At 46.6% G+C, this 21,951-nt stretch carries 17 protein-coding genes; 12 read left to right on the forward strand and 5 right to left on the reverse strand.

Annotated features, from left to right (window positions below; all coding sequences use genetic code 11):
* The first annotated feature begins 70 nt into the window (after positions 1-70).
* Positions 71-4,525 (forward strand): non-ribosomal peptide synthetase, encoded by a 4,455-nt coding sequence (locus tag NDI33_RS17515; RefSeq protein ID WP_190677452.1) that lies wholly within the window; start codon positions 71-73, stop codon positions 4,523-4,525.
* Positions 4,512-5,252 carry a thioesterase II family protein gene (locus NDI33_RS17520; protein WP_190677454.1) on the forward strand — a complete coding sequence of 247 codons (741 nt, stop codon included), beginning with the start codon at positions 4,512-4,514 and terminating at the stop codon, positions 5,250-5,252. Before NDI33_RS17515 ends, NDI33_RS17520 begins: the two co-directional genes overlap by 14 nt.
* 94 nt (positions 5,253-5,346) lie before the next feature.
* Here the strand turns inward: NDI33_RS17520 and NDI33_RS17525 are convergent, their stop codons facing one another.
* The 4 genes from NDI33_RS17525 to NDI33_RS17540 form a co-directional block, all read right to left on the reverse strand.
* Positions 5,347-7,518: an acylase gene (locus tag NDI33_RS17525; RefSeq protein WP_190677457.1), complete on the reverse strand. Its 2,172-nt coding sequence runs from the start codon at positions 7,516-7,518 to the stop codon at positions 5,347-5,349.
* A gap of 375 nt (positions 7,519-7,893) precedes the next feature.
* Positions 7,894-8,727 carry an ABC transporter ATP-binding protein gene (locus tag NDI33_RS17530; RefSeq protein WP_190415802.1) on the reverse strand — a complete coding sequence of 278 codons (834 nt, stop codon included), beginning with the start codon at positions 8,725-8,727 and terminating at the stop codon, positions 7,894-7,896.
* A gap of 8 nt (positions 8,728-8,735) precedes the next feature.
* Positions 8,736-9,779 (reverse strand): iron ABC transporter permease, encoded by a 1,044-nt coding sequence (locus NDI33_RS17535; protein ID WP_190677459.1) that lies wholly within the window; start codon positions 9,777-9,779, stop codon positions 8,736-8,738.
* Entirely contained in the window at positions 9,776-10,771 is a 996-nt protein-coding gene (locus tag NDI33_RS17540) for an iron ABC transporter permease (protein WP_347275929.1), read from the reverse strand. Before NDI33_RS17540 ends, NDI33_RS17535 begins: the two co-directional genes overlap by 4 nt.
* Before the next feature lie 347 nt (positions 10,772-11,118).
* Between NDI33_RS17540 and NDI33_RS17545 the strand changes: the two genes are divergently transcribed.
* From NDI33_RS17545 to NDI33_RS17580, 8 genes are all read left to right on the forward strand, one after another.
* Positions 11,119-11,523 carry a hypothetical protein gene (locus NDI33_RS17545; RefSeq protein ID WP_190428129.1) on the forward strand — a complete coding sequence of 135 codons (405 nt, stop codon included), beginning with the start codon at positions 11,119-11,121 and terminating at the stop codon, positions 11,521-11,523.
* Between the two features lie 6 nt (positions 11,524-11,529).
* Positions 11,530-11,955: an HNH endonuclease gene (locus tag NDI33_RS17550; protein WP_190531333.1), complete on the forward strand. Its 426-nt coding sequence runs from the start codon at positions 11,530-11,532 to the stop codon at positions 11,953-11,955.
* Positions 11,956-12,015: 60 nt separating this feature from the next.
* Positions 12,016-13,089, forward strand: a complete 1,074-nt coding sequence (gene dhaK, locus NDI33_RS17555; protein WP_190677463.1) for a dihydroxyacetone kinase subunit DhaK — start codon at positions 12,016-12,018, stop codon at positions 13,087-13,089.
* Between the two features lie 56 nt (positions 13,090-13,145).
* Complete coding sequence (gene dhaL, locus NDI33_RS17560; RefSeq protein ID WP_190677465.1) at positions 13,146-13,781, forward strand: dihydroxyacetone kinase subunit DhaL; 636 nt, start codon at positions 13,146-13,148, stop codon at positions 13,779-13,781.
* A 15-nt stretch (positions 13,782-13,796) separates the two neighbouring features.
* The gene (locus NDI33_RS17565; RefSeq protein ID WP_190677467.1) at positions 13,797-14,822 is read left to right on the forward strand and encodes an LD-carboxypeptidase; all 1,026 of its coding nucleotides are present in this window, start codon (positions 13,797-13,799) and stop codon (positions 14,820-14,822) included.
* 395 nt (positions 14,823-15,217) lie between these two features.
* On the forward strand, positions 15,218-15,358 hold the full coding sequence (locus tag NDI33_RS17570; RefSeq protein WP_190415779.1) for a hypothetical protein: 141 nt from the start codon (positions 15,218-15,220) through the stop codon (positions 15,356-15,358).
* 200 nt (positions 15,359-15,558) lie between these two features.
* Positions 15,559-17,085, forward strand: a complete 1,527-nt coding sequence (locus tag NDI33_RS17575; protein WP_190677469.1) for a glycosyl hydrolase family 57 — start codon at positions 15,559-15,561, stop codon at positions 17,083-17,085.
* Positions 17,086-17,417: 332 nt separating this feature from the next.
* Positions 17,418-17,957, forward strand: coding sequence for a retropepsin-like aspartic protease (locus NDI33_RS17580; protein ID WP_190677471.1), 540 nt, complete (start codon positions 17,418-17,420; stop codon positions 17,955-17,957).
* 15 nt (positions 17,958-17,972) lie between these two features.
* Here the strand turns inward: NDI33_RS17580 and NDI33_RS17585 are convergent, their stop codons facing one another.
* Positions 17,973-18,182: a hypothetical protein gene (locus NDI33_RS17585; protein ID WP_190415774.1), complete on the reverse strand. Its 210-nt coding sequence runs from the start codon at positions 18,180-18,182 to the stop codon at positions 17,973-17,975.
* Between the two features lie 49 nt (positions 18,183-18,231).
* Here NDI33_RS17585 and NDI33_RS17590 point away from each other — a divergent pair, with 49 nt between their 5' ends.
* Positions 18,232-21,372 carry a HEAT repeat domain-containing protein gene (locus tag NDI33_RS17590; RefSeq protein WP_190677474.1) on the forward strand — a complete coding sequence of 1,047 codons (3,141 nt, stop codon included), beginning with the start codon at positions 18,232-18,234 and terminating at the stop codon, positions 21,370-21,372.
* A 58-nt stretch (positions 21,373-21,430) separates the two neighbouring features.
* A complete protein-coding gene (locus NDI33_RS17595; protein WP_190677476.1) occupies positions 21,431-21,937 on the forward strand; it encodes a YfbM family protein in 507 nt (168 codons plus the stop codon).
* Positions 21,938-21,951: the final 14 nt, after the last annotated feature.

The raw sequence follows: 21,951 nt of genomic DNA on the forward strand, positions 1-21,951 counted from the left end.
TGCCAAAGTTTATTGACAAACGAGTTTAAGTTGTTTTGCAAATTAAGCAATGTAGCGAGAATATTAAAAAATGCAAACTATAAATGGATTTCGGATCTCTCCTCAACAAAAATATCTTTGGTCGTTGCAACAAGATAACGCCAATTATTGCGCCCAGTCTGCCATTTTGATAGAAGGCAATCTCAATGCAACAGCTTTAAAAGAGGCTGTGCAGCAAATCATCAATCGTCATGAAATTCTCCGGACAAGTTTCCATCGAGAACCTGGGATAAAAATTCCGATACAATTAGTTAGCGATCGCTTCCACATCACCTCTTGGCATTCCAGCAATCTAACTAATTACAATCCCCTGGGCCAAGAAGCAAAAATCGAGGCAATTATTCAAGAAGAAAGGCGCTCAATTTCTACTTCCGAACCAGGCGGTTCGCTGCTGCGTACATCCCTCATAACTCTGTCGGATGACAAACATATTTTAATTGTCACTTTGCCTTCTCTTTGCGCCGACAGTTGGACATTGAAGAATCTGGTACAAGAAATTAGTCAAGGATATGTCGCCAGTCTTCAAGGTAAGGAAATAGCCGAAGAAGAAGTTGTGCAATATGTGCAATTTTCCGAGTGGCAGAATCAATTGCTTGAGGATGAGGAGGATTTAACAGGTAAAGAATACTGGAAGCAACAAGATTTCTCTAAATTGGCTAATTTAAAGCTGCCTTTAGAGAATAAATTGCTTACCTTACCCGCTAATTTTGACCTCAACTCTATCGAGTGTCAGATTGAGCCAGATTTGGTTGCCAAAATTACAGCGATCGCGCAAAAATACAATATTTCAATTTCAGCCGTTTTACTCGCTTGCTGGAAAACTCTACTTTGGCGACTAACTAGACAACCAGATATTATCGTTAGCACTGCTTTTAATGGTCGAAAATATGAAGAATTGGAGCCAGCACTAGGACTGTTTGCCAAATTCTTACCGCTTTGCACTCATCTAGAAGACAGCTTGAGATTTAGTGAAATCGTACAGCAAGTTCAGCAGTCTGTAAACGATGCCAATAACTGGCAAGAGTATTTCTGCCAGGAAAATATTAGCACTGCAACCTTATCCGGCTTTCCCTTCGGTTTCGAGTTTGAAGAACAGCTAAACAAGTATTCTGCTAGCGATTTATCATTTGCGATTTACCAGCAGTACGTCTGCTGCGATCGCTTCAAAGTAAAACTCTCTTGCGTGCGTCGGGATGAGTCGCTGAGTGCAAAGTTTGACTATGATGCTGGCATCATCGGTATAGAGGCGATTCAAGCCTTGGCAGAACAATTTCATAGCTTAGTGGAAAGTGCTGCTAACAATCCAGAAACCGCAATCAGTCAGTTAAATATACTGAGCGATCGCTCTCGACACGAATTATTAGTTGAATTCAACAACACTCAAACTGATTACCACCAATCCAAGTGCATCCACCAACTGTTTGAAGAACAAGTAGAACGCACGCCAGAGAACATTGCCGTTGTATTTGAAAATCAACAATTAACCTACCGAGAACTCAACGATCGTGCCAACAAAATAGCGCATCACCTGCAAAACTTGGGAGTTAAACCAGAGGTCGTCGTTGGTATTTGCGTTGAACGTTCTCTAGAAATGGTGATGGGAATGCTAGGCATTTTCAAGGCAGGCGGTGCATATCTACCGCTAGATCCGGCAATGCCAAAAGAACGCCTCGCCTTGATGTTGCAAGATGCTCAAGTGCCAGTGTTGTTAACTCAAAAACAGTTTTTAGAAATTCCCCAACACAGCGCCAAGGTCGTATGTCTGGATACAGATTGGGAAACCATAGAAGTTGAAAGTCAAAATTCCATCCAAAAGCCCTCAAACCTCGCTTATGTAATTTACACCTCCGGTTCTACTGGCACACCCAAAGGAGTTGCGATTGAGCATCAACAACTGCTGAATTATCTCAACGGGATTATTAACAGACTAGATTTGCCAGCAGGTGCCAGTTATGCCATTATTTCCACCTTCGCTGCCGATTTAGGTCATACCGTTGTTTTCCCAGCGTTGTGTACGGGTGGGTGTCTCCATATAATCTCCCAAGAACGCGCAACTGACCCAGAAGCACTGACAAATTACTTTCAAAAACATCCCATTGATTGCCTCAAAATTGTTCCTTCTCACCTATCGGCTTTACTGACAGCTTCTAACCCCGCGCACATCTTACCTAGAAAGCGATTAATCCTTGGTGGTGAAGCTTTAACTTGGAATTTGATTGAGACAATTCAAAAACTAGCTTCCAACTGCCAAATCTTCAACCATTACGGGCCAACAGAAGCAACAGTAGGCGTACTTACCTATCAGGTAGCAGAGCGGGTAGCAGATGGGAAAGCGGATCGTATTTCTGAAACAGTTCCTCTAGGTCGTCCAATCCCGAACACGCAGATTTATATCTTGGATGCTCATCTTCAGCCAGTTCCAATTGGCGTACCGGGTGAGTTATACATCGGTGGTGCTGGTTTGGCGCGAGGTTATTTAAATCAGCGGGAACTGACAGCCAAAAAATTTATTATCGACTCCTTCATAGAGAGAGATGAGTTCTCTATTTTGAGGAATGAGTTACAAGACGTCCCACCTAACTCAAAACTCAAAACTCAAAACTCAAAACTTTACAAAACCGGAGACTTGGCTCGTTATTTACCCGACGGAAACATCGAGTTTCTCGGACGAATTGACGACCAGGTGAAGATTCGGGGTTTCCGGGTTGAGTTAGGGGAAATTGAGGCGGTATTGTCTCAATTTCCTCGGGTACGTCAGAGTATTGTTTTGCTGCGAGAGGATGAACTGGGACAACGTTTAGTAGCTTATATCGTTTCAAATTCAGCACTCATTAACGATCTGCGTTCCTTCCTCAAAGAGAAGCTACCCGAATACATGGTGCCTTCTGCTTTCGTAGTTTTGAAAGCTTTACCGCTTACCCCAAATGGCAAAATAGACCGTTCGGCACTGCCAGCACCGGAGACAATAAAACCCGAAACAGATACATTTGTAGCTCCTCGCAACAGCGTTGAGGAGCTACTGGCTGGAATTTGGGTTCCACTTCTCAAACTGGAAAAGGTCGGGATTTATGACAATTTCTTCGACCTAGGGGGACACTCTTTACTCATCCCTCAGTTACTTGCCAAGGTGCGAGAAACTTTCCAGATAGAACTGACCTTGCGCGATTTTTTTGATGCTCCTACCATCGCCGATTTAGGGAAAAACATCGAAATGAAACAGGGAGTCATTCCTTTTGTTTCTCCCGCCTCGAATTTAAATCTAGACGCTGAAGCTGTCCTAGATCCGACAATTCGCCCTGACTCTATACCTGTTGAGTTAGTCACTGAACCAAGTTGCATCTTTTTAACTGGAGCAACTGGGTTTTTAGGAGCTTTTTTACTCTCCGAACTTTTGCAACAAACACAAGCAGATATCTATTGTCTGGTACGTGCTACTAATGCAGAGTCTGGGAAAGAACGGCTACAAAATAGCCTGGAATCCTACTCACTTTGGGATGAAAATTTCAGCTCCAGAATTATCCCGGTTATGGGAGAGCTGTCTAAACCGCTTTTAGGGCTTTCGGATGAACAATTTCGAGACATGGCTAGTCAAATCGATGTCATCTATCACAATGGTGCCTTAGTTAATTTTACTTACCCATACTCTGCCCTTAAAGCCGCCAATGTACTGGGAACTCAGGAAGTTTTGAGATTGGCAAGTTTAATTAAACTTAAGCCAGTGCATTTTATTTCTAGCACTAATGCTGTTTCTCCGGCGGGCGGTTCTGGAGTCAGGGTCATTCGAGAACAGGATTCTATCAATCCTGAGGAAGTGATAGATACTGGTTACGCTCAGAGTAAATGGGTTGCCGAAAAGTTAGCAACGATTGCACGCGATCGCGGAATTCCGGTCTGTATTTACAGACCCGGACGGATATCCTGGCATAGCCAAACCGGGCTTTGCAACAAAAGCGATAATACCTTCAGATGGGTAAAAGGTTGCATCCAACTCGGTAGCGTTCCCAAGCGTGATGCAATGGTGAATTTAGTTCCGATAGATTATGCGAGTAGAGCGATCGCTTATCTATCCAAGCAGCAAGAATCCTTAAACAAGGATTTTCACATCGTCAATCCCTATCCCGCCCATTGGAACCAGGTTATTAATTGGGTTCGCTCGTTTGGCTATCCCCTTCAGGAAGTTTCATACGATCAATGGCACAGCGAACTATTGGAGGCGGCTAAAACATCTTCAGGAAATGCCTTGTCTCCCCTAGTGGATTTTATGAATCAACCAACATCACAAGAACCAGCCTCCACTCCGGCAATTTTACAGTTTGACTGTCAGAATACCCTAGACGGGCTTGCCGGTTCTTCTATTGTTTGTCCGCCCTTAGAGGCTGAGTTGTTTGCGCCCTACTTTTCCTACCTAATTGATAACGGTTTGCTGGATGCTCCCCCAGTGGGTGAATTCGCTGCAACAACCCTTAACAATCATGTATTGTCCTAAGCCAAATCCTCTCTCCAGCCTGCGCCTGTTCTGCTTTCCCTATGCTGGTGGTGGGGCGCTCAATTTTCGCACCTGGTCTCAGGGTCTACCTGTGGGTGTCGAAGTTTGTGCTGTCGAACTTCCCGGACGAGGAAAGCGGATTTTGGAAGCGCCATTTACTCAGGCTTTACCTCTGGTGCAGGCGATCGCTCGCGCCCTTTTGCCATACTTAGACGAGCCATTTGCCTTCTTCGGTCACAGCATGGGCGCACTCGTCAGCTTCGAGGTGGCACGTCTACTCCGCAGAGAGTACGGGATGAGTCCAGTCCATCTGTTTGTATCCGGTCGCAGCGCCCCTCAAATCCCGGCAAAAGAGCCGCCCATCCATGCTCTGCCAGAACCCGCTTTTATCGAGGAACTGCGCCGTCTTAACGGGACTCCCGAAGCAGTACTAGAGAATGTGGAACTGATGGAACTGCTTCTCCCCATCCTCCGGGCAGATTTTACCGTTCTTGAAACTTATGTTTATGCTACCGAACCGCCACTTCAGTGTCCTATCACTGCTTTTGGTGGTTTGCAGGATGTCAAAGTCAGCGTTGAGCGTCTTGAGGCTTGGCAACAGCAGACAAGTGCTAAATTCTCGCTACAAATGCTTCCCGGCGACCATTTCTTTGTGCAATCAGCTCAACTCCTGCTGCTTCAATTCCTTTCTAGAGAACTGAACTCAATCAGCATGGTTGGAAAGTAACACTCACGACTTCGCTTTTGATCGGGAGCGATCGCTTCTGGAAGCACAAAGCCCCTAGCATCAGTGCTAGGGGCTTTATTTTCATGAATGCGCCTCAGAATACCTTGCGCTCATCCAAATGAGCAACGATATCCTGACGCGATCGCCATACCGGACGCAACTGTTTTCGGGCGGCTAGCGGTAACTGATCGCTAAGATGGGGCGATCGCGGTTGAGTTGCATTACCGTAGCCGATCAGTGCCATCGCCTTAACTGGGTTAGAAAACTCGACCGCAGCGATGTAAGAATCGCCCTCAACCGCTTGAAAGCGCCCATCTTTCGTCGGGGCATAATTGACAACGCGGAAGATACCAAGGTCTCCCGAACCACCATTGGCAGGCAGATCCACACCATTAGACCGCAGCCGGAAAACTTCGCCCCAAGGTACATCTATGGCTTTATAAGCTGCCTCTACCTTTGCTGCTGCGGTAGAAAGCACCTTAACTGCGCTTTGAGGATCTGCCAAGCCGTCGGGTGTGATGCGCGGGGAATTCTCGTTCCAGGGGGTAGTAAATGCATTATCGAATTCCATCTCTTCCGCCCAAAGGTAAAAGAGTACGCCACCCCGACTATCTGCATCCGCATTTCGATCCCAAGCTTGCAGCACATCAGCGGCTCGACGCGCTAATTTATCTCCATACTGCCGTGCAGCGGGAATTAGATCATCCAGGAAACGATCTGCCAGTTCCATGCGTGTCGAGTGCTTGTACTGAATCATTTCCTCAAAAGAAATTTGTTTATCCTCATCCAGCATCCTTGCAGAGCGTTGCGCTCGAAAGTGCATGAAATGCGGTGCCATGTAAGATGGGAAATCTGCTGGATTTAACGCTACTGGGAAAGTCGTTGTCCACGGTGGATCGTTGGTATTTTGCAACCAGCCGCTAGGTGGGTCAATTACACGGGGTAAATCGCGGTAGGGATGAGTTTTCGTCCACAAGGTTTTAGAGGTGTCGCCAGGGATAATGCCTTCCCAGTCTTCAAAGTTTCCAGATGTGCGAATTGGCACCTGACCGTTAAATAGGTGCATGATATGTCCCTCCCGGTCTGCATACATCACGGTAAACATCGGAATCTGCAAGCGCTTCAGGGCAGCCTCAAATTCAGGCAGTTTAGTGGCACGCGCCATCGAGTACCACTGCTCCAACGCTCCGGGTTGCTCAAGCCCCACAACCCGCAATGCCACGGCTTTTCCCTCCTTGCCTGCGACAACAGGGCCGTGCAGGGAACGTTGTACGACCAGTGATTCTGAGCGCAGTGTGCCATCATCCTGCTTCACCTTCAAGATTTTCTTTTCTGTCTCAAAGGCTTGAACCTTACCGTCGAAGCGATAGCCGCCGTCTTTTAGTTCCAGTTCGTAAGCGTCCCAACCGTCATGGGTATTGACTGTGTGAGTCCAGCCGAGATTATTGTTGAATGCGATCGCGAGTACGGGAAGTCCAACCAGTGTCGCCCCGTAAGCATCGATTCCTGGTGCGGTAATCTGGGCTTCATACCAGACAAATAAATCTGACCAAGGCAGGTGCGGGTTTGCCAGTAGCATCGCGTTCCCGCTTGCAGAATGCGTGGGCGCGATCGCCCACGCATTAGAACCCATTGATTTGTTATCGGCAAGGCTTTGAACAATCTGCGGATTTACAATAAATGTAAAATTCATCACCCGCTGTTCGTGCGCCAGGATATCTACTGGCTGGACTGGCAGCACCGCCTTCACTTCATCATCAATCAGTTCGGGATGTTCCTTGGCATAGGCATTGATTCCTGCGGCAAAGGCATCTATATAACTGCGAAAAGCCGGACTTTGCGCTTTATACCACTCGCTGGCACGTTCGGGAATTCCCATCGTTTGTACCCATTGATCTGATTCTAGGTACTCCTCTCCCCAGTATTCGGCACTTCGTCCCCGTGCCTGACCGTAGAGGCGCAACAGCAGGTTGCCATGACTTTGCATCTGCGCCCAACCAAAGGCGCGAAATGCGCTTCCTGCATCCTTGCCGTAGATATGCGGTACGCCGTAGGTATCCCAGAGAATTTCAGTCGAGGCTGCTGGTAAGCTTAGACTCTGGCTCCCCAAAAATAGAGTAAAGATGAAACCTAATATTAATGGGAAAATCCGGAAAAATTTTATTTGGAAACCTCTGATTGCGTAGCGTCTACTACTTTTTTGCAACTTATCAAGAGAACGCAAACGCTCTTTAATAAAACCCCACCCTGATAGAAAATTTAACATTATGTCTTTGGCAAATTGATAATTGAAAAACCAAAAAATACGGCTCCAAATTTTATTTTTGTATTAACAAGTGTGATTAGAAGGGAGCAGAAGTTGCTTCACTTCTATTCAACCAAGTCCGCCTACGCGGACTCAATTCAGCCTGGGTCAGCAGGCTTTGTTTGTGCAGCCCCAGACTTCCAGCCTGTTGGCGATTTGCTGCGGGCGATTTGCAAATACTTGATGAAAAATTTTATCATCATTTTCCTAACGAATAGTTGAAAATTATTCTCGTTAACTGCAAAAGTTTAATGTGTTGTGGCGCAGTTGCACGCGGAAGTGAAAGCGTGATAGCTTCGCTTGCGCCAAGGGCGATCGCGACTTGTTTCTATGCCCTCAGTTTCCAGTGAAGCGATCGCCCTTTAAGGCAGCCTCTTGGCTTATCTTCAGCTTCCGCCCCAGCGGAATACACATCGGTGTTCCGGCTACGGGATCTTCCACGATGCGACAACCCAGCCCAAATACTTGGCGCACCATTTCTTCGGTCATCACCTGCATCGGGGTTCCGTGGGCATAAACGCACCCTTCCTTCACCGCTACTAGGTAATCTGCATAGCGACAAGCTTGGTTTAAATCGTGCAACACCATTACCAGCGTTCGTCCTTGCGTCTGGTTCAACTCCAAAAGCAAATCCAACACCTCAATTTGGTGCGCCAAGTCTAAGAAAGTTGTGGGTTCATCTAAGAGTAAAATCTCTGTATCCTGAGCTAGCGCCATTGCAATCCAAGCGCGTTGTCGCTGTCCACCCGAAAGAGTATCTAGCGATCGCTCTGCCAATTCGGTCATCCCAGTCGTCGCCAAGGCTAACGCGACCAACCGCTCATCTTCTTTTGACCACTGCTGCAACCAGTTCTGATAAGGATAACGCCCCAGTGCTACTAAATCTCGCACGGTTAACCCTTCTGGTGCCACTGGCCCTTGGGGAAGAATTCCCAGTTGCTTGGCAACCTCTTTCGTAGATAACTTGAATAAATCAGCCGCATCCAGATAAACCGTCCCGTTCCGTGGCTTGAGCAATCTCGCTAAACCCCGCAGCAGTGTAGACTTACCGCAACCGTTGGCACCCACTAAAGCGGTTATTTTCCCTTCGGGAATCGCCAAGTCAAGGTTTTTGATAATTGGCACACCTTCATAAGCCAAGGTGAGCCTGCGGGTGGAGAGTCGGTTCATCTTTGGGTTCATCGTTTGCGGTTTTGCACCAACAGATAGATAAAGTAAGGAGCGCCAATCGCGGCTGTAATTACACCACAGGGAAGCTCAGTCGGAGCAAATAGCGATCGCCCTAGCAAATCCGCAACCACTACAATCATTGCCCCAATCGTTGCCGAGACAGGAATTAACCCCTCATGAGTTGAACCCACCAATTGACGTGCGATGTGCGGTGCCATTAACCCAACAAAGCTAATCGTACCAGCCGTAGCCACTGCCGCACCCGTCAACGCGGTAGCGATCGCGAGTAACCAGCCGCGTTCCCATTCCACCGAACTACCCAGCCCTTTGGCAACATCATCGCCCAAATTTAAAGCATTCAGCTGTCGCGCTTTCCCCAAAGCCAAGGGCACCAACACCGCGAACCAAGGTGCAACAGACCATACCTCCTCCCAACTGCGACCGTAGACACTCCCCGCCAACCACACTAACGCCTGACTCACACTATTAATCTCACCGAATGTCACCATCAAGCTAGTCAAAGCGCCAATCACGGCGGCAATCCCGACCCCAATCAAAATTAGGCGAACCGGAGAACTCCCCCGATCCCATGCCAAAAAGTAAATCAGAAAAGCGACAGCCAATGCTCCCCCAAAGGCAGACACCGGCAAGATTGCAATCGGGACACTGGGAAACAAAACAATCAGACTAACCGCCGCCAGACTTGCACCCGCGTTAATCCCGATGATGCCTGGGTCTGCTAGGGGATTGCGGGTAATGCCTTGCAAGATCGTACCGGAAACCGCCAATGCCACTCCGACAAGAGCCGCGACTAAGGTTCTAGGCAGTCGCAGTGTATTGATAATGAAGGGATAGTCAGGGTTTCCGGTTTCCAGTCCGAGTAAGGTTTTGATGACAGAGATGATGGGAATTGGATATTCCCCGTAAGAAACACTGACAACCATCGCCGCCAGGGTAACGAAGACCAGGATACTCAGAATACTAGGGATACGCCGATCGATACGGAAGGATACCGGAAGCGCCTTAGAACGAACGACCAACCAGTTGTTCATTTTTTCACCTTGAAGCGGGCAAGATAAACGAACAAGGGCGCACCCACGAAAGCAGTCATGACTCCGACTGGAAGTTCTTGGGGTTTAATCAGCAATCTGGCTCCGATATCCGCTGTTAACAGTAAAATGGCTCCAAAAACCGCAGAATACGGCATAATCCAGCGGTAATCGACGCCAACCAACAAGCGGACAACGTGGGGGACAACTAAACCAATAAATCCAATCGGGCCAACGGCAGCAACGGCACTGCCTGCCAGTAATATGACACTGAAAGCAGCGGCAACTTTTACCCATGCGGTTCGTTGACCTAAGCCTTTGGCAATATCTTCACCGAGATTCAAGGTGGTGATTTGTTTACCTAAAGCGAAGGCTAATATCAGTCCGAGGGTGATATAGGGCAGCACTTGCCAGACAATCGCGAAGTCACGACCCGCAATCGATCCAGCCATCCAAAAGCGGATTTCATCAAGCGTGCGTTGGCTGAAAATCAGGATGCCGGTTGTCACTGAAGACAGGAAGGTGCTAATCGCTGCACCGGCGATGGTGAGGTTGAGTGGGGTGAGTCCACCACGACCCAAGGAACCGAGGAAATAGACAGCGATCGCAGCGGCACCGGCACCCAGAAAGGCATACCAAGCATAAAAACTCGGATCGGTTGTATCGAAAGCAAATACGGCGATGACCACTGCCATTGCCGCACCTGCGTTGATTCCCAGGATTCCGGGGTCAGCTAAGGGGTTGCGGGTGATGCCTTGCATAATCGCACCCGCGATCGCCATTGCGGCACCAACCAGGATGGCGATGAGCGATCGCGGTAGCCTAATCGTCCGAATAATCAGGTGATCCGCAGACCCATCAAACGCTGTCAACGCTGCATAAATGGTGCTTGCAGAAATGTCGGCTGCACCATAGCCAATACTGACCACCAGGCAAATTAGGAGAATCAGGAGGCTCAGAATTAAGCCGACAAGCAGAGAGGGTCGTGGCTGTATAAATCCTAAGATTTCCCCGATTAACCGATTTTTTACTATTTTCTGGATTGGTGCCAAATCTATCGATGCCTTTTGCCTTGTGTTTATTGCTATAGCAACCCTAAATATGCTGTCGTAACGTCAAGCGCCTCGGAACGATGAGAAACCGCCGCTTTGGTGCGCTCAACCAGGAAACTAGAAATTACTTTAGACTTATTGCGATTATTTATCAATATCTTTGCGAAAATTATCCTTGAATTGCCAGTCATACAAGGATTCCAGATTTCAACAACGGCAAACCCCGCAGTTGCCTGGTGAGTCAAAGTTGCAGTCTGGCATAACATTGAGAAAACATCACCAGGCTGGATATGGCAGTTGAAACTGTTACACTTCAAATTCCAGAAATACTCTATCAGCGTTTAGTTAATACTGCTAATGCAACGCAGCGCCCTGTTGAAGAAGTCATGCTTCATGCCTTACAAATAGGTAGCCCCCCGGAATGGGATGATGTGCCAGAGGAGTTTCAGGCTGACATTGCTGCCTTGGATAAACTTGATGACAAGACGCTATGGCAGATTGTTAATAGCCGCAAAACAGCAGTAGAGATGGAACGATATAATACCCTGCTTGAGGGCAATTCTAGCGGTACGCTGATAGAGGGAGAACGCTTAGAACTAATGGCGCTGCGGCACGAGGCTGACCTTTTCATGTTAAAAAAAGCTCACGCAGCAGTATTACTCCGATGGCGGGGACATCGCGTGCCAACCCCTTAAGATATCGTGTCTGCATACATACCGGAAAGTTTACGAAATCAAATCGCCGATAGCGATCGCGGGCGTTGTTGCTATTGCTTAACCAGTGAAGCCAATAGTGGAATTCCCATGACGCACGATCATATTCAGCCTGTCTCTAAAGGTGGAGAGACAAGCTTTGAGAACATTTGTTTAGCTTGCCGTTCATGCAATGAATTTAAGGGTGACTCAACCGAGGCGATAGATCCTTTGACGGGCGAAACTGTGACTTTTTTCAACCCACGCACGCAAATATGGTCTGACCATTTTGCCTGGAGTCCTGACAGCACAAGGGTTGAAGGTCTTACAGTGATTGGTCGGGCTACAATTGTTCGTCTGCGAATGAATAACCCAGTTATCATTGCCGCTAGGAGGCGTTGGGCAGTCAGTGGTTGGCATCCTCCGACTGACTAATCTTGAACAAAAGCTAATTTAATTAACTTAAAAATTAATTCCCAGCGAAATTAAGACGATATGAAAAAACTCATCAACAACTCCGATAATGTAGTGCGCGAAAGCCTGGAAGGAATGGCAGCAGCGCATCCCGATTTAATTAAAGTCCACTTTGACCCCCACTTTATCTATCGCGTCGAGGCACCCATTCCTGGCAAAGTCGCCCTCATCTCCGGGGGGGGTAGCGGACACGAACCGATGCATGGCGGTTTTGTCGGTTTGGGGATGCTGGATGCTGCTTGTCCGGGTGAAGTCTTCACTTCTCCTACTCCTGACCAGATGCTAGAAGCTGCCAAAATGGTTACGGGGGGTGCGGGTGTCCTCAATATCGTCAAGAATTACAGCGGCGATGTGATGAACTTCGAGATGGCAGCAGAACTGGCGCACTCAGAGGGCATTTCGGTACTCAATATCTTGATCGATGATGATATCGCGGTCAAAGATAGCCTTTATACTCAAGGGCGTCGGGGTGTCGGCGCGACGGTACTCGCTGAAAAAATCTGCGGTGCTGCTGCCCAACAAGGTTACGATCTCACGCAGGTTGCCAACCTCTGTCGCCAAGTTAATCTCAACGGGCGTAGCATGGGTATGGCGCTGACTTCTTGTACCGTCCCCGCGAAAGGTAGCCCGACTTTTAGTTTGGGGGATGATGAAATAGAATCCGGCATCGGCATTCACGGAGAACCGGGACGACAGCGAATGTCCTTGAAGTCAGCCGATGAAATTACCGAGATGCTAGCGGTTTCTATCATCGAAGACAGAGATTACACCCGCACAGTGCGCGAGTGGGATGCAGATAAGGGAGAATGGGTGGAACAGGAACTCATTGACCCTGCGTTTGAAAGTGGCGATCGCGTTCTTGCCTTTGTTAACAGTATGGGCGGCACTCCCCTTTCTGAGTTGTACATTGTCTATCGAAAACTAGCAGAAATCTGCGAAAAGAAAAAACTTCAAATTGTTCGTAATTTAATTGGCCCTTACATCACCTCTTTGGATATGCAAGGATGTTCCATCACTCTGCTGAAGTTAGATGATGAGATGATTCAACTTTGGGATGCACCCGTGAAGACACCAGCTTTAAGGTGGGGAATATAAAAGAGTTTAGAGTTGTAGAGACGCAACAAATCGCGTCTGAGTTTAGAGTTTTGAATATGGTCAGTAAAGAACAAATCCTGCAATGGCTACAAGCCGTAGCAGTAGTTGTAGAACAAAATAAGGATTATCTAACCGAACTGGACGCGGCAATTGGAGATGCTGACCACGGCATCAATATGAACCGGGGTTTTCAAAAAGTGGCGACTCAGCTAGCCACTGTGGCAGATAAGGATATTGGCAACATCCTCAAAACTGTCAGCATGACGCTCATTTCCAGTGTTGGGGGTGCCAGCGGGCCGTTGTATGGCACGATGTTCCTACGGGCTAGTACGGCAGTCGCAGGCAAGTCAGAACTGACCGATGAGGAGATGGTGACGCTTTTCCAAGCGTTTGTGGAAGGTATTGTGCAACGGGGTAAGGCGAATTTGGGTGATAAGACCATGCTGGATTCTCTATCACCTGCTGCGGATACTTTTGAGCAAGCTGTCGTGGCTGGTGCAAGCACCCCAGAAGCTTTACAACAAGCCGTAGCTGCGGCTGAGGAAGGGATGAAACAGACGATTCCCTTGGTAGCGAAGAAAGGCAGGGCGAGTTATTTAGGCGATCGCAGCGCCGGTCATCAAGATCCGGGTGCCACCTCTACTTATCTGATTCTCAAGACGCTGTGGGAAACTGTCAATAGCCAGTCGTGATTTGTTAATCGTCATTTGTCATTCATTATTAATCGTCGCCAGTTTCTTAAAACCGTTGCGCTTTCTGCGATCGCAACTGAGTTCCCGCAGATTGCGATCGCAAATCCATTTTTAAAAACCGCCTTAAAACCACCCCGCCTCAAAGTTGGCGATACGGTGGGATTAATTAATCCCGCTAGTCCCATTGACCAGCAAGACATTGCACAGGTACAGCAAACCCTGGCAAGTTTGGGGTTAAAGGTCAAATTAGGGAAGCATCTTCTCGACCGTTATGGTTATTTGGCAGGAAGCGATCGCGATCGCGCATCTGATGTAAACGCCATGTTTGCCGATGCTTCTGTAAAAGCGATTGTTGCTGTGCGTGGCGGTTGGGGTTGCAATCGGATTTTGCCACTCTTGAATTATCCCCTCATCCAAGCTTCTCCCAAAATCCTCATTGGTTACAGCGATATTACTTCGCTGCTGTTAGCAATTTATGCCAAAAGTGGCGTTGTCACTTTTCATGGCCCCGTGGGCACATCCACTTGGAATCCGTTTACAGTAGATTATGTTAAACGCATTCTATTTAATGGGGAAGCTGTCACAATGCAAAATCCCCCGAATGCTAGCTTTAAAGCAGAAATAATTACGCCTGGAAAGGCTAGGGGAAAATTAGCCGGAGGCAACTTATCAGTGCTGGCGGCAATGGTGGGGTCATCTTATCTCCCAGATTGGAAACAAAGTATCTTATTTGTAGAAGAAATTGGGGAGGAAGCTTACCGGATAGACCGGATGCTGACTCAGCTAAAACTCGCCGGTATTCTAGAGCAAATTTCTGGGTTTATTTTTGGGCAATGTACCGATTGTCAACCCAAAGATAATCAACCTTCCCTAACTTTATCGCAAGTATTGAGAGAACACATTCAACCTTTAGGAATTCCAGCTTGGTATGGTTCGCAGATTGGTCACATTAAAGATAAATTTACTCTGCCAGTCGGCGTGCAAGTAGAAATTGATGCCAATCAGAATACAATTCGGATGCTAGAGTCATCTGTTAAATGAGTTGGATTAGGTTGCTCTTATCCGGCTTGCATCTTAAATAGGCTATAGCAATCCTAATTCATTCATAAAATATTGGAACTCTCTTCTTCCTCTTTCTGCGCGCTTTTTGCATCTTCGCGGTTCCTAAAAAAAATACAACTGCAAGACAACTGCTATAATCGCTCTATTCCACCTGAATGGGGTTGAATTTATAAATTTAACCTATCGTTTTACTTAGAGTAATTTTGTTGATACAAGATGTCGGTCAAAACTGAGTAAAAGCTTTAACATTAAATTCATTGAAATGAAAAACGGGTAATAAGACTTTTAACCCCTTAGCGGGATGCGGATTTAAAAATTATTAGTAATAATAGAGAATAAAGCCCACAATAACACTTTTACTTAGTAGGTAAATTATGGCAAGTGCAGATGACCGCAAGAAGCGAATTATGGAACATTTATCGCGGAGTTCGGGGGATTTTATCAAGCCATCTCCTAGAAACTCAGAGGAACGCAAGCAGCGAATTTCCGATCATGTTCGCCGAACCAAAGGTTAAAGCAATCTGAAAGCGATCGCTTTCAGCATCGACTCCCTTACCGCGCCTTATCTTAGTGCGATTTTTGGATAGTTTTTGGTACTGTAAGTGGTTGAAGAAATTTCTTTTTGACTATTTACAGTACCAAAGACAATATAATTATTTGACTAATCCTTTATATAATAATTAAATAAATTCATCTAATATTAGAGCAATCTGTAATGGTTTCCTCATCTCCTAAAACGACGCTTCCCGTTTTATCCGAAGTAATTGATGGATTGCCTAACATTTCCGGATGGGAAAAAGAAGTTAGTGCTGTCGTAAACCAGGATAACCCTGTATTTTTACCTACTACGAATATTCGGTTAGAAGATGTAACGGCTGGATTTGCGATCGCGCTCCATATGCACCAGCCTACCATCCCCGCTGGGGCGAATGGCGAACTCCAGAGCAACCTGCAATATATGTTTGAGCATCCCTACGAAGGAGACAACCATAATGCAGGGCCATTTGCCTATTGTTATAGCCGTATGGCAGATTTTATTCCCGAATTGGTTGCGAATGGTTGCAATCCCCGCGTCATGCTAGATTTCTCCGGGAATCTATTCTGGGGACTGCGACAAATGGGACGAGGAGACATCTTAGAAAATCTCAAGCGCATCACCTGTAACCCCACTTACCAGCCTTATGTAGAATGGCTGGGGACAATGTGGAGTCATGCGGTTGTTCCTTCTACCCCGATTCCCGATATCAAATTACATATTCAAGCATGGCAACATCATTTTGCAGCCATTTTTGGATGGGATGCACTGGTGCGAGTGAAAGGATTTTCTCCTCCAGAAATGCACCTTCCCAATCACCCAGATACCCTGTTTGAATTTGTAAAAGCGCTGAAAGAATGTGGATACCGTTGGTTAATGGTTCAAGAACATTCTGTTGAAACGCTAACGGGTCAATCTTTGTCCTATAAGCATTTACCTCACCGCTTGGTGGCGCGAAATTCTAATGGCGAAACGATTAGTATTACGGCACTAATTAAGACTCAAGGTTCCGATACAAAATTAGTGGCGCAAATGCAGCCTTACTACGAAGCTAAAACCCTATCTCGGCAGCAGTTAGGAAATGTTTCGGTACCGCCCATTGTTACCCAGATTGGAGATGGTGAAAATGGCGGCGTGATGATGAATGAATTTCCTAGCGCTTTCAACCAAGCCTGGTATCAAATGGCAAATGAAGGCGGAGGAAAAACAGGCGTTGTCGGAATGACAGGTACAGAATACTTGGAACTCATAGAAGCCGCAGGTTGCACGCCTGAAGATTATCCAACTTGTCAAGCAATTGGTCAACACCAAATTTGGGAGCGAGTAACCGCCGAAAATTGTACTCCAGAAGCGGTTGCCAATGCGATTGCAGAATTGAAGCAGATTAATCCAAACTTTCACATGGATGGCGCTTCTTGGACGAATCACCTGAGTTGGGTCAAGGGATATGAAAATGTCTTGACTCCGATGAATAAACTCAGTGCTTTATTTCACGATAAAATCGACCGATTGCTCCAAGGGGAAGCAGAATCAAGCCAGAGTTCTGCTGGGGAATCTGTTACCCAACAATCTAGCTATCGAGAGGCACTGATGAATAATCTTTTGCTTCAAACAAGCTGTTTTCGTTACTGGGGACAAGGAGCTTGGACTGACTATGCTCGTGAAATATATCGACGCGGTGAAACACTTCTTCAGAATACTTTCTAAGGCGCGAGGTTGTCTAAAACGAGAGGTTGTACTGGCTGGTGCCAAGGTTGAGAGATTCTTGAACCCGCTTCAAAAGCTTACGGTGTACATACAAGTCGGCAGACCTCTCCTCAGACCCCTCTGCGAGGCGGAGTTACAGAATCAATCCTCTAGCGATTAGGAGAGACGCGATTCATCGCGTCTCTCCTAGAAAGACCCACGCAGGCGATCGCCCTCGACAAAAGCACTTGCCATAAGCCAGAGTTGTAACACCATTCAGCAGCCGTCAGAAATTAACGAATTGAGCAATAATCAATCTGCGGGGCGCTCAATTAATGAGACAGGAAAGCAAGATGAAACGATTTCTAACCGTGGTAGTTTCTCTAACTGGGCTGGTTTCCTACGCAGCCGTAGCGGGGGTGTCAGAGGCGGCTAAGGCTCAGGACGCGGCTTGCTTCATGGTGGCACCGGGGGGCAGAACGATAGACTTGGGGAGTCTCTGCGGCACCGATGAGGCGAACAAACGAGTCTTTCAAGCTAGGATCAAACGTCGAGCCGGTGGTACACCCGTCATTGATGTAACCTTTAATGGCGGGCAGACTTTTGAGATGATTGTAGACACTGGGGCTAGCGGCACCATGATTACCCGCCGGATGGCATCAGCATTGCGAGTGGTGCCGGTGAAGACTGTCAAGGCAGATACTGCGAGTGCGGTGGGAGTCGAGTTTCCCGTCGGCTATGTGCAATCGATTGCCGTGGATGGTGCTGTCGCTAACAAAGTGCTAGTTGCGATCGCTGGCCCAGAACAAGATATGGGATTGTTAGGACACGACTTCTTTGGCAATTACGATGTCACGATTAAACGCGATGTCGTCGAGTTCCACCGTCGCTAAGGTTGTGTGGTGAGGTTAAATTTTGGGGAAAATCGCTCTTTCGTCACTTTGTCTTTCGGCACTTTGATAATCGCGATCGCTTAAGCGATTTTCCCACTCTGCGCCTACGCACCCGTCTAATTTCTGCATACCTCCAACTTGAGTTGGGTTTTGTATTTGAGTCAACCGAGAACCGCGATAAACAGCGTTGACGAGTTCCCCAAAGAAGGCGATCGCTTTTGGCAATTATTTAGTACATTTATACTATTTACACAGCAAGCCTTGAGACACTCGTATGGAACTCATCCAACGGACTACGCTTCTCTACCAAGCCGGGAGTTCAGATAAAGTCTACGAAGTCGATCTCTGCAAGACAGGTGAAAACCGCTACCTCGTTAACTTCCGCTACGGACGACGCGGTACAACTCTCAAGGAAGGGACAAAGACAGTTCAGGCTGTACCTTTAGCCCAAGCGCAGCGAGTGTTCGATAAGCTGGTTGACTCCCAAATTCAGAAGGGCTACCGGGATGTCACCACTGGGGCAGTTAACCCGCCGACGCCAGCCGCACCAGTCCAAACTGCAAGTAATATACCAGTCACCAGCGACCCACGCCACCAAGCCATCCTCAACCGTTTGGCGAACCGGGACAATCGAAAATGGCCTCTGGAAAGGGCAATTTGGCGGGCTGGAGAACTTAAAATTAGAGAAGCGACGCCGTTGTTAATTCAACTCATTAGAACTGGCGAACCTTTGAGAGATTACTGCATCGCTTGGGCTTTAGGTTGGTGTGGGGATGAGAGTGCCATTCCCTTCGTTAGAGAACTTTCCCAGCATAAATCTGTTGCTGAATTTGTCCGCCGCATTGCCTGGGAAGCACTATTTAAATTATCAGATGAACAGACACAAGGGCAGATGAGTTCTGAGAAGATAGAACAACTGCCGTTAGAATTGCGCGATTTAGCTCGAAATGGAACAGCAGAAGCATTTACAACTACACTTCGCGATTATTTAAATAGCAGCGATTACAGGCGTTTTTCCGTTCTCGATACTATTTATCAAATTGATAACCAATACGTGCGTCCAGCACTACTCGATATTTTATGCGAAACACCTTTTAAATCTAACTACTTCCAGCGAATTCGCCATATTTTTAAGATAGCTGAGTATCGCCATGATGCAGAAGTTTTCGGAATCCTTGCTTATGCCTTTGAGAAAGAACCGGGGACGTTTAATAATCAGCAAACGGGTTGGCAATGGGACTCAGTGAAGCGCGAATATTATAGTACCGGGAAACGTCACACTGAAGAACTCAAGAGTCCGCAGTCGAAAAAAGCTTACAGCCAACAAACTCGTGAATATCTGCGGCGGCGAGTTTGGCGTACTCTTAAAACTTTGGGTGAAGAAAGCGATTCTAACTATATCAATCTTGCAGTCAATATTCTCCTACAGTATTCGGATGATGACGCTCAACCAGCCAAGCAGTCAACTTTCAGGAGATGGAACGGACAACGCCGTTCCTATGAAAGCTTTACTAGAGGTTGGGATACTTATGCTGGCTACCTAATTTTTAATCATATTCTTTACGAAAACAGTCCCCGCTATGCCTCCCATCCTAAAGCATGGCGTTGTCAAGATGGTTACAAACCGGGAGATCCAGAACCGCAAGTAAGAGAAGAAGCTTTTTCCGAACTTTGGCAGCAAAACCCAGCAGCACTTGTACAGTTATTAATAGAAAGTGATTGCCGTCCCGTTCATCATTTTGCAGTTAAAGCGTTGCGCGTCTGCAAAGAATTTTGCGATCGCCTTGACACAGACACATTAATCAAATTCCTGAATAAACCCTACGAAATAACCGCCGAATTCGGCTTTTTACTGGCCCGCGATCGCTACAACCCCGCCCAGCCTAACAGCGGATTAGTCCTGGCTCTTGCTAATTGTGCATTCCCAGAAGCACGTACACAAGCCTATCGTTGGATCGAACAGCAACGAGAATTCTTTTTTGAATCCAGCGACTTTATCGCGGGTTTAGTGACCAGTCAACAAGCTGATACCCGTGCTTTTGCACGAAGGTTACTAAGTTCATCAATTTTAACCGATACCACCGCCAGGGTACTCATCGGAAGAATTATTGCTGCTGTGTTGGCACTAGAACCTACGCAAACAGATAGTTCAAGAGAAATTAGTGAAACTTTGTTGCTCTGTTTTGCGCCGCAACTGCGTAATTTGGGGTTTGGTGTAATCCTTGATTTACTTAATCACCCGATACTGGAAATTCAAGAATTAGGCGCAAGAATTCTATTAAATCATGATATTCGTGCTGTTGATCTACCGCCAGATTTAATTGAATTACTTCTTGCCTCTCCTTATGAGTCAGTACGCGGTATTGGGGTGAGGATTTTTGGGCAACTACCTGATGAGAGATTATTAAGCGATCGCATCCTCATCGTCTCAATGGCAGTTAATGCTGTCGCTGATATCCGCAACGCAATCCGTCCGGTGATTCGGCGTTTGGCAAGCAATCATCCAGATTTTTTCACCGAGTTAGCGGCTGACTTGATTGATGTCTTAATTACGCCAGAGAGACACGAAGGCGTCCACAAGGATGTAGTACAACTGATGCGAGAAGACATCCCCGGATGGATGTCTAATATCAGCAAAGAACGCGCGATGCAGCTACTTGGTGCTAAATCTTCAGTCGCCCAGGAATTGGGTGGTTTGGTATTGAGAGAAAATAGCGATCGCTTTCTCCCTGACTTCGAGACAAGTGAGATTGTCAAGCTGGCAAATCACGAAATTTTATCAGTGCGTGAAGCAGCAAGAGAAATGTTTTTAAAAACCTTAAACCGTATCCGCACCAACTCCCAAGAAATGTTATCAGCAGTGCGGCTACTAGAGTCAAAGTGGGATGATTCGCGAGAATTTGCATCTAGAATTTTTAGCACAGATTTCACTAATGAAGATTGGACACCAGAAGTAATGGTTAGCGTCTGTGACAGCATTCGCGAAGATGTTCGTTCTTTTGGGCGCGATTTAGTAACTCGCAACTTCAAAGAAACCGATGGACAAGAATACCTACTCAAATTCAGCGAACATCCCTCAACAGATATGCAGACCTTTGCTACTAACTATCTAGAAAACCATGCTGTAAATAATTCCCAACGGTTGCGAGACCTAACGCCATACTTTATCAGCGTCCTGTCCGGTGTCAATCGGGGAAGAGTTTCCAAACAAAGAATATTTGCTTTTCTAGATACCGAAGCCCAAAAAAGCGAGGAAGCTGCACAAATTGTCACTGAAATTCTCACCCGACAATCTGTCACAATGGCAATCGCCGACAAAGCCACAGCAATTCAGATAATGCTGAAAATTCAAAAAGCTTATCCTCAGATATCCTTACCCATTCAGGTAAAACCAGTTGTCCAAGTTAGAACTTAGTTAGATAGGAGAAACACCATAACATTAGGATCGAGTATCTGCTTTTTGGAGATTTATTATGGGAATGAGAGGAAACTATAGACGGGTTACGACAGTTCGGCTTGCTGAATTGCAACAAAATCCTGATTCTATTCTGGGCTTTTTATTCCCTGATGATGGTGCTAAATATTCAGATGAAAGTTATCTGGATATAGATAAAGCTTGGCATGGTATCCACTTTTTGCTTACTGGAACAAGGTACGAAGGCGAACCTCCCCTAGTCAATGTGGTGATGGGAGGTTCCCCGCTAGATGATCCAGATAATCCTCAGTTTGATTATGGCCCAGCGCGTTTTCTAATGCCTGAAGAAGTACAAGAAGTGGCAGAAGCATTATCACAAATTTCTGAAGCAGACTTGCAAGCACGTTTTCACCCTTCAGCACTTTCCGCAGCTAAAATTTATCCAAATATATGGGAAAGGGGAACTGATGAATTCGAGTATTTAATGTTCTACTATTTTCAACTGGTCAAGTTTTTTCAAGATGCCGCAAAGTTTGGGAATGCTATAGTATTTTACATTGCGTAAGCCAACTAATAAAT

This window comes from Trichocoleus sp. DQ-A1, assembly GCF_039961955.1.
GTDB lineage: Bacteria > Cyanobacteriota > Cyanobacteriia > Cyanobacteriales > FACHB-T130 > FACHB-T130.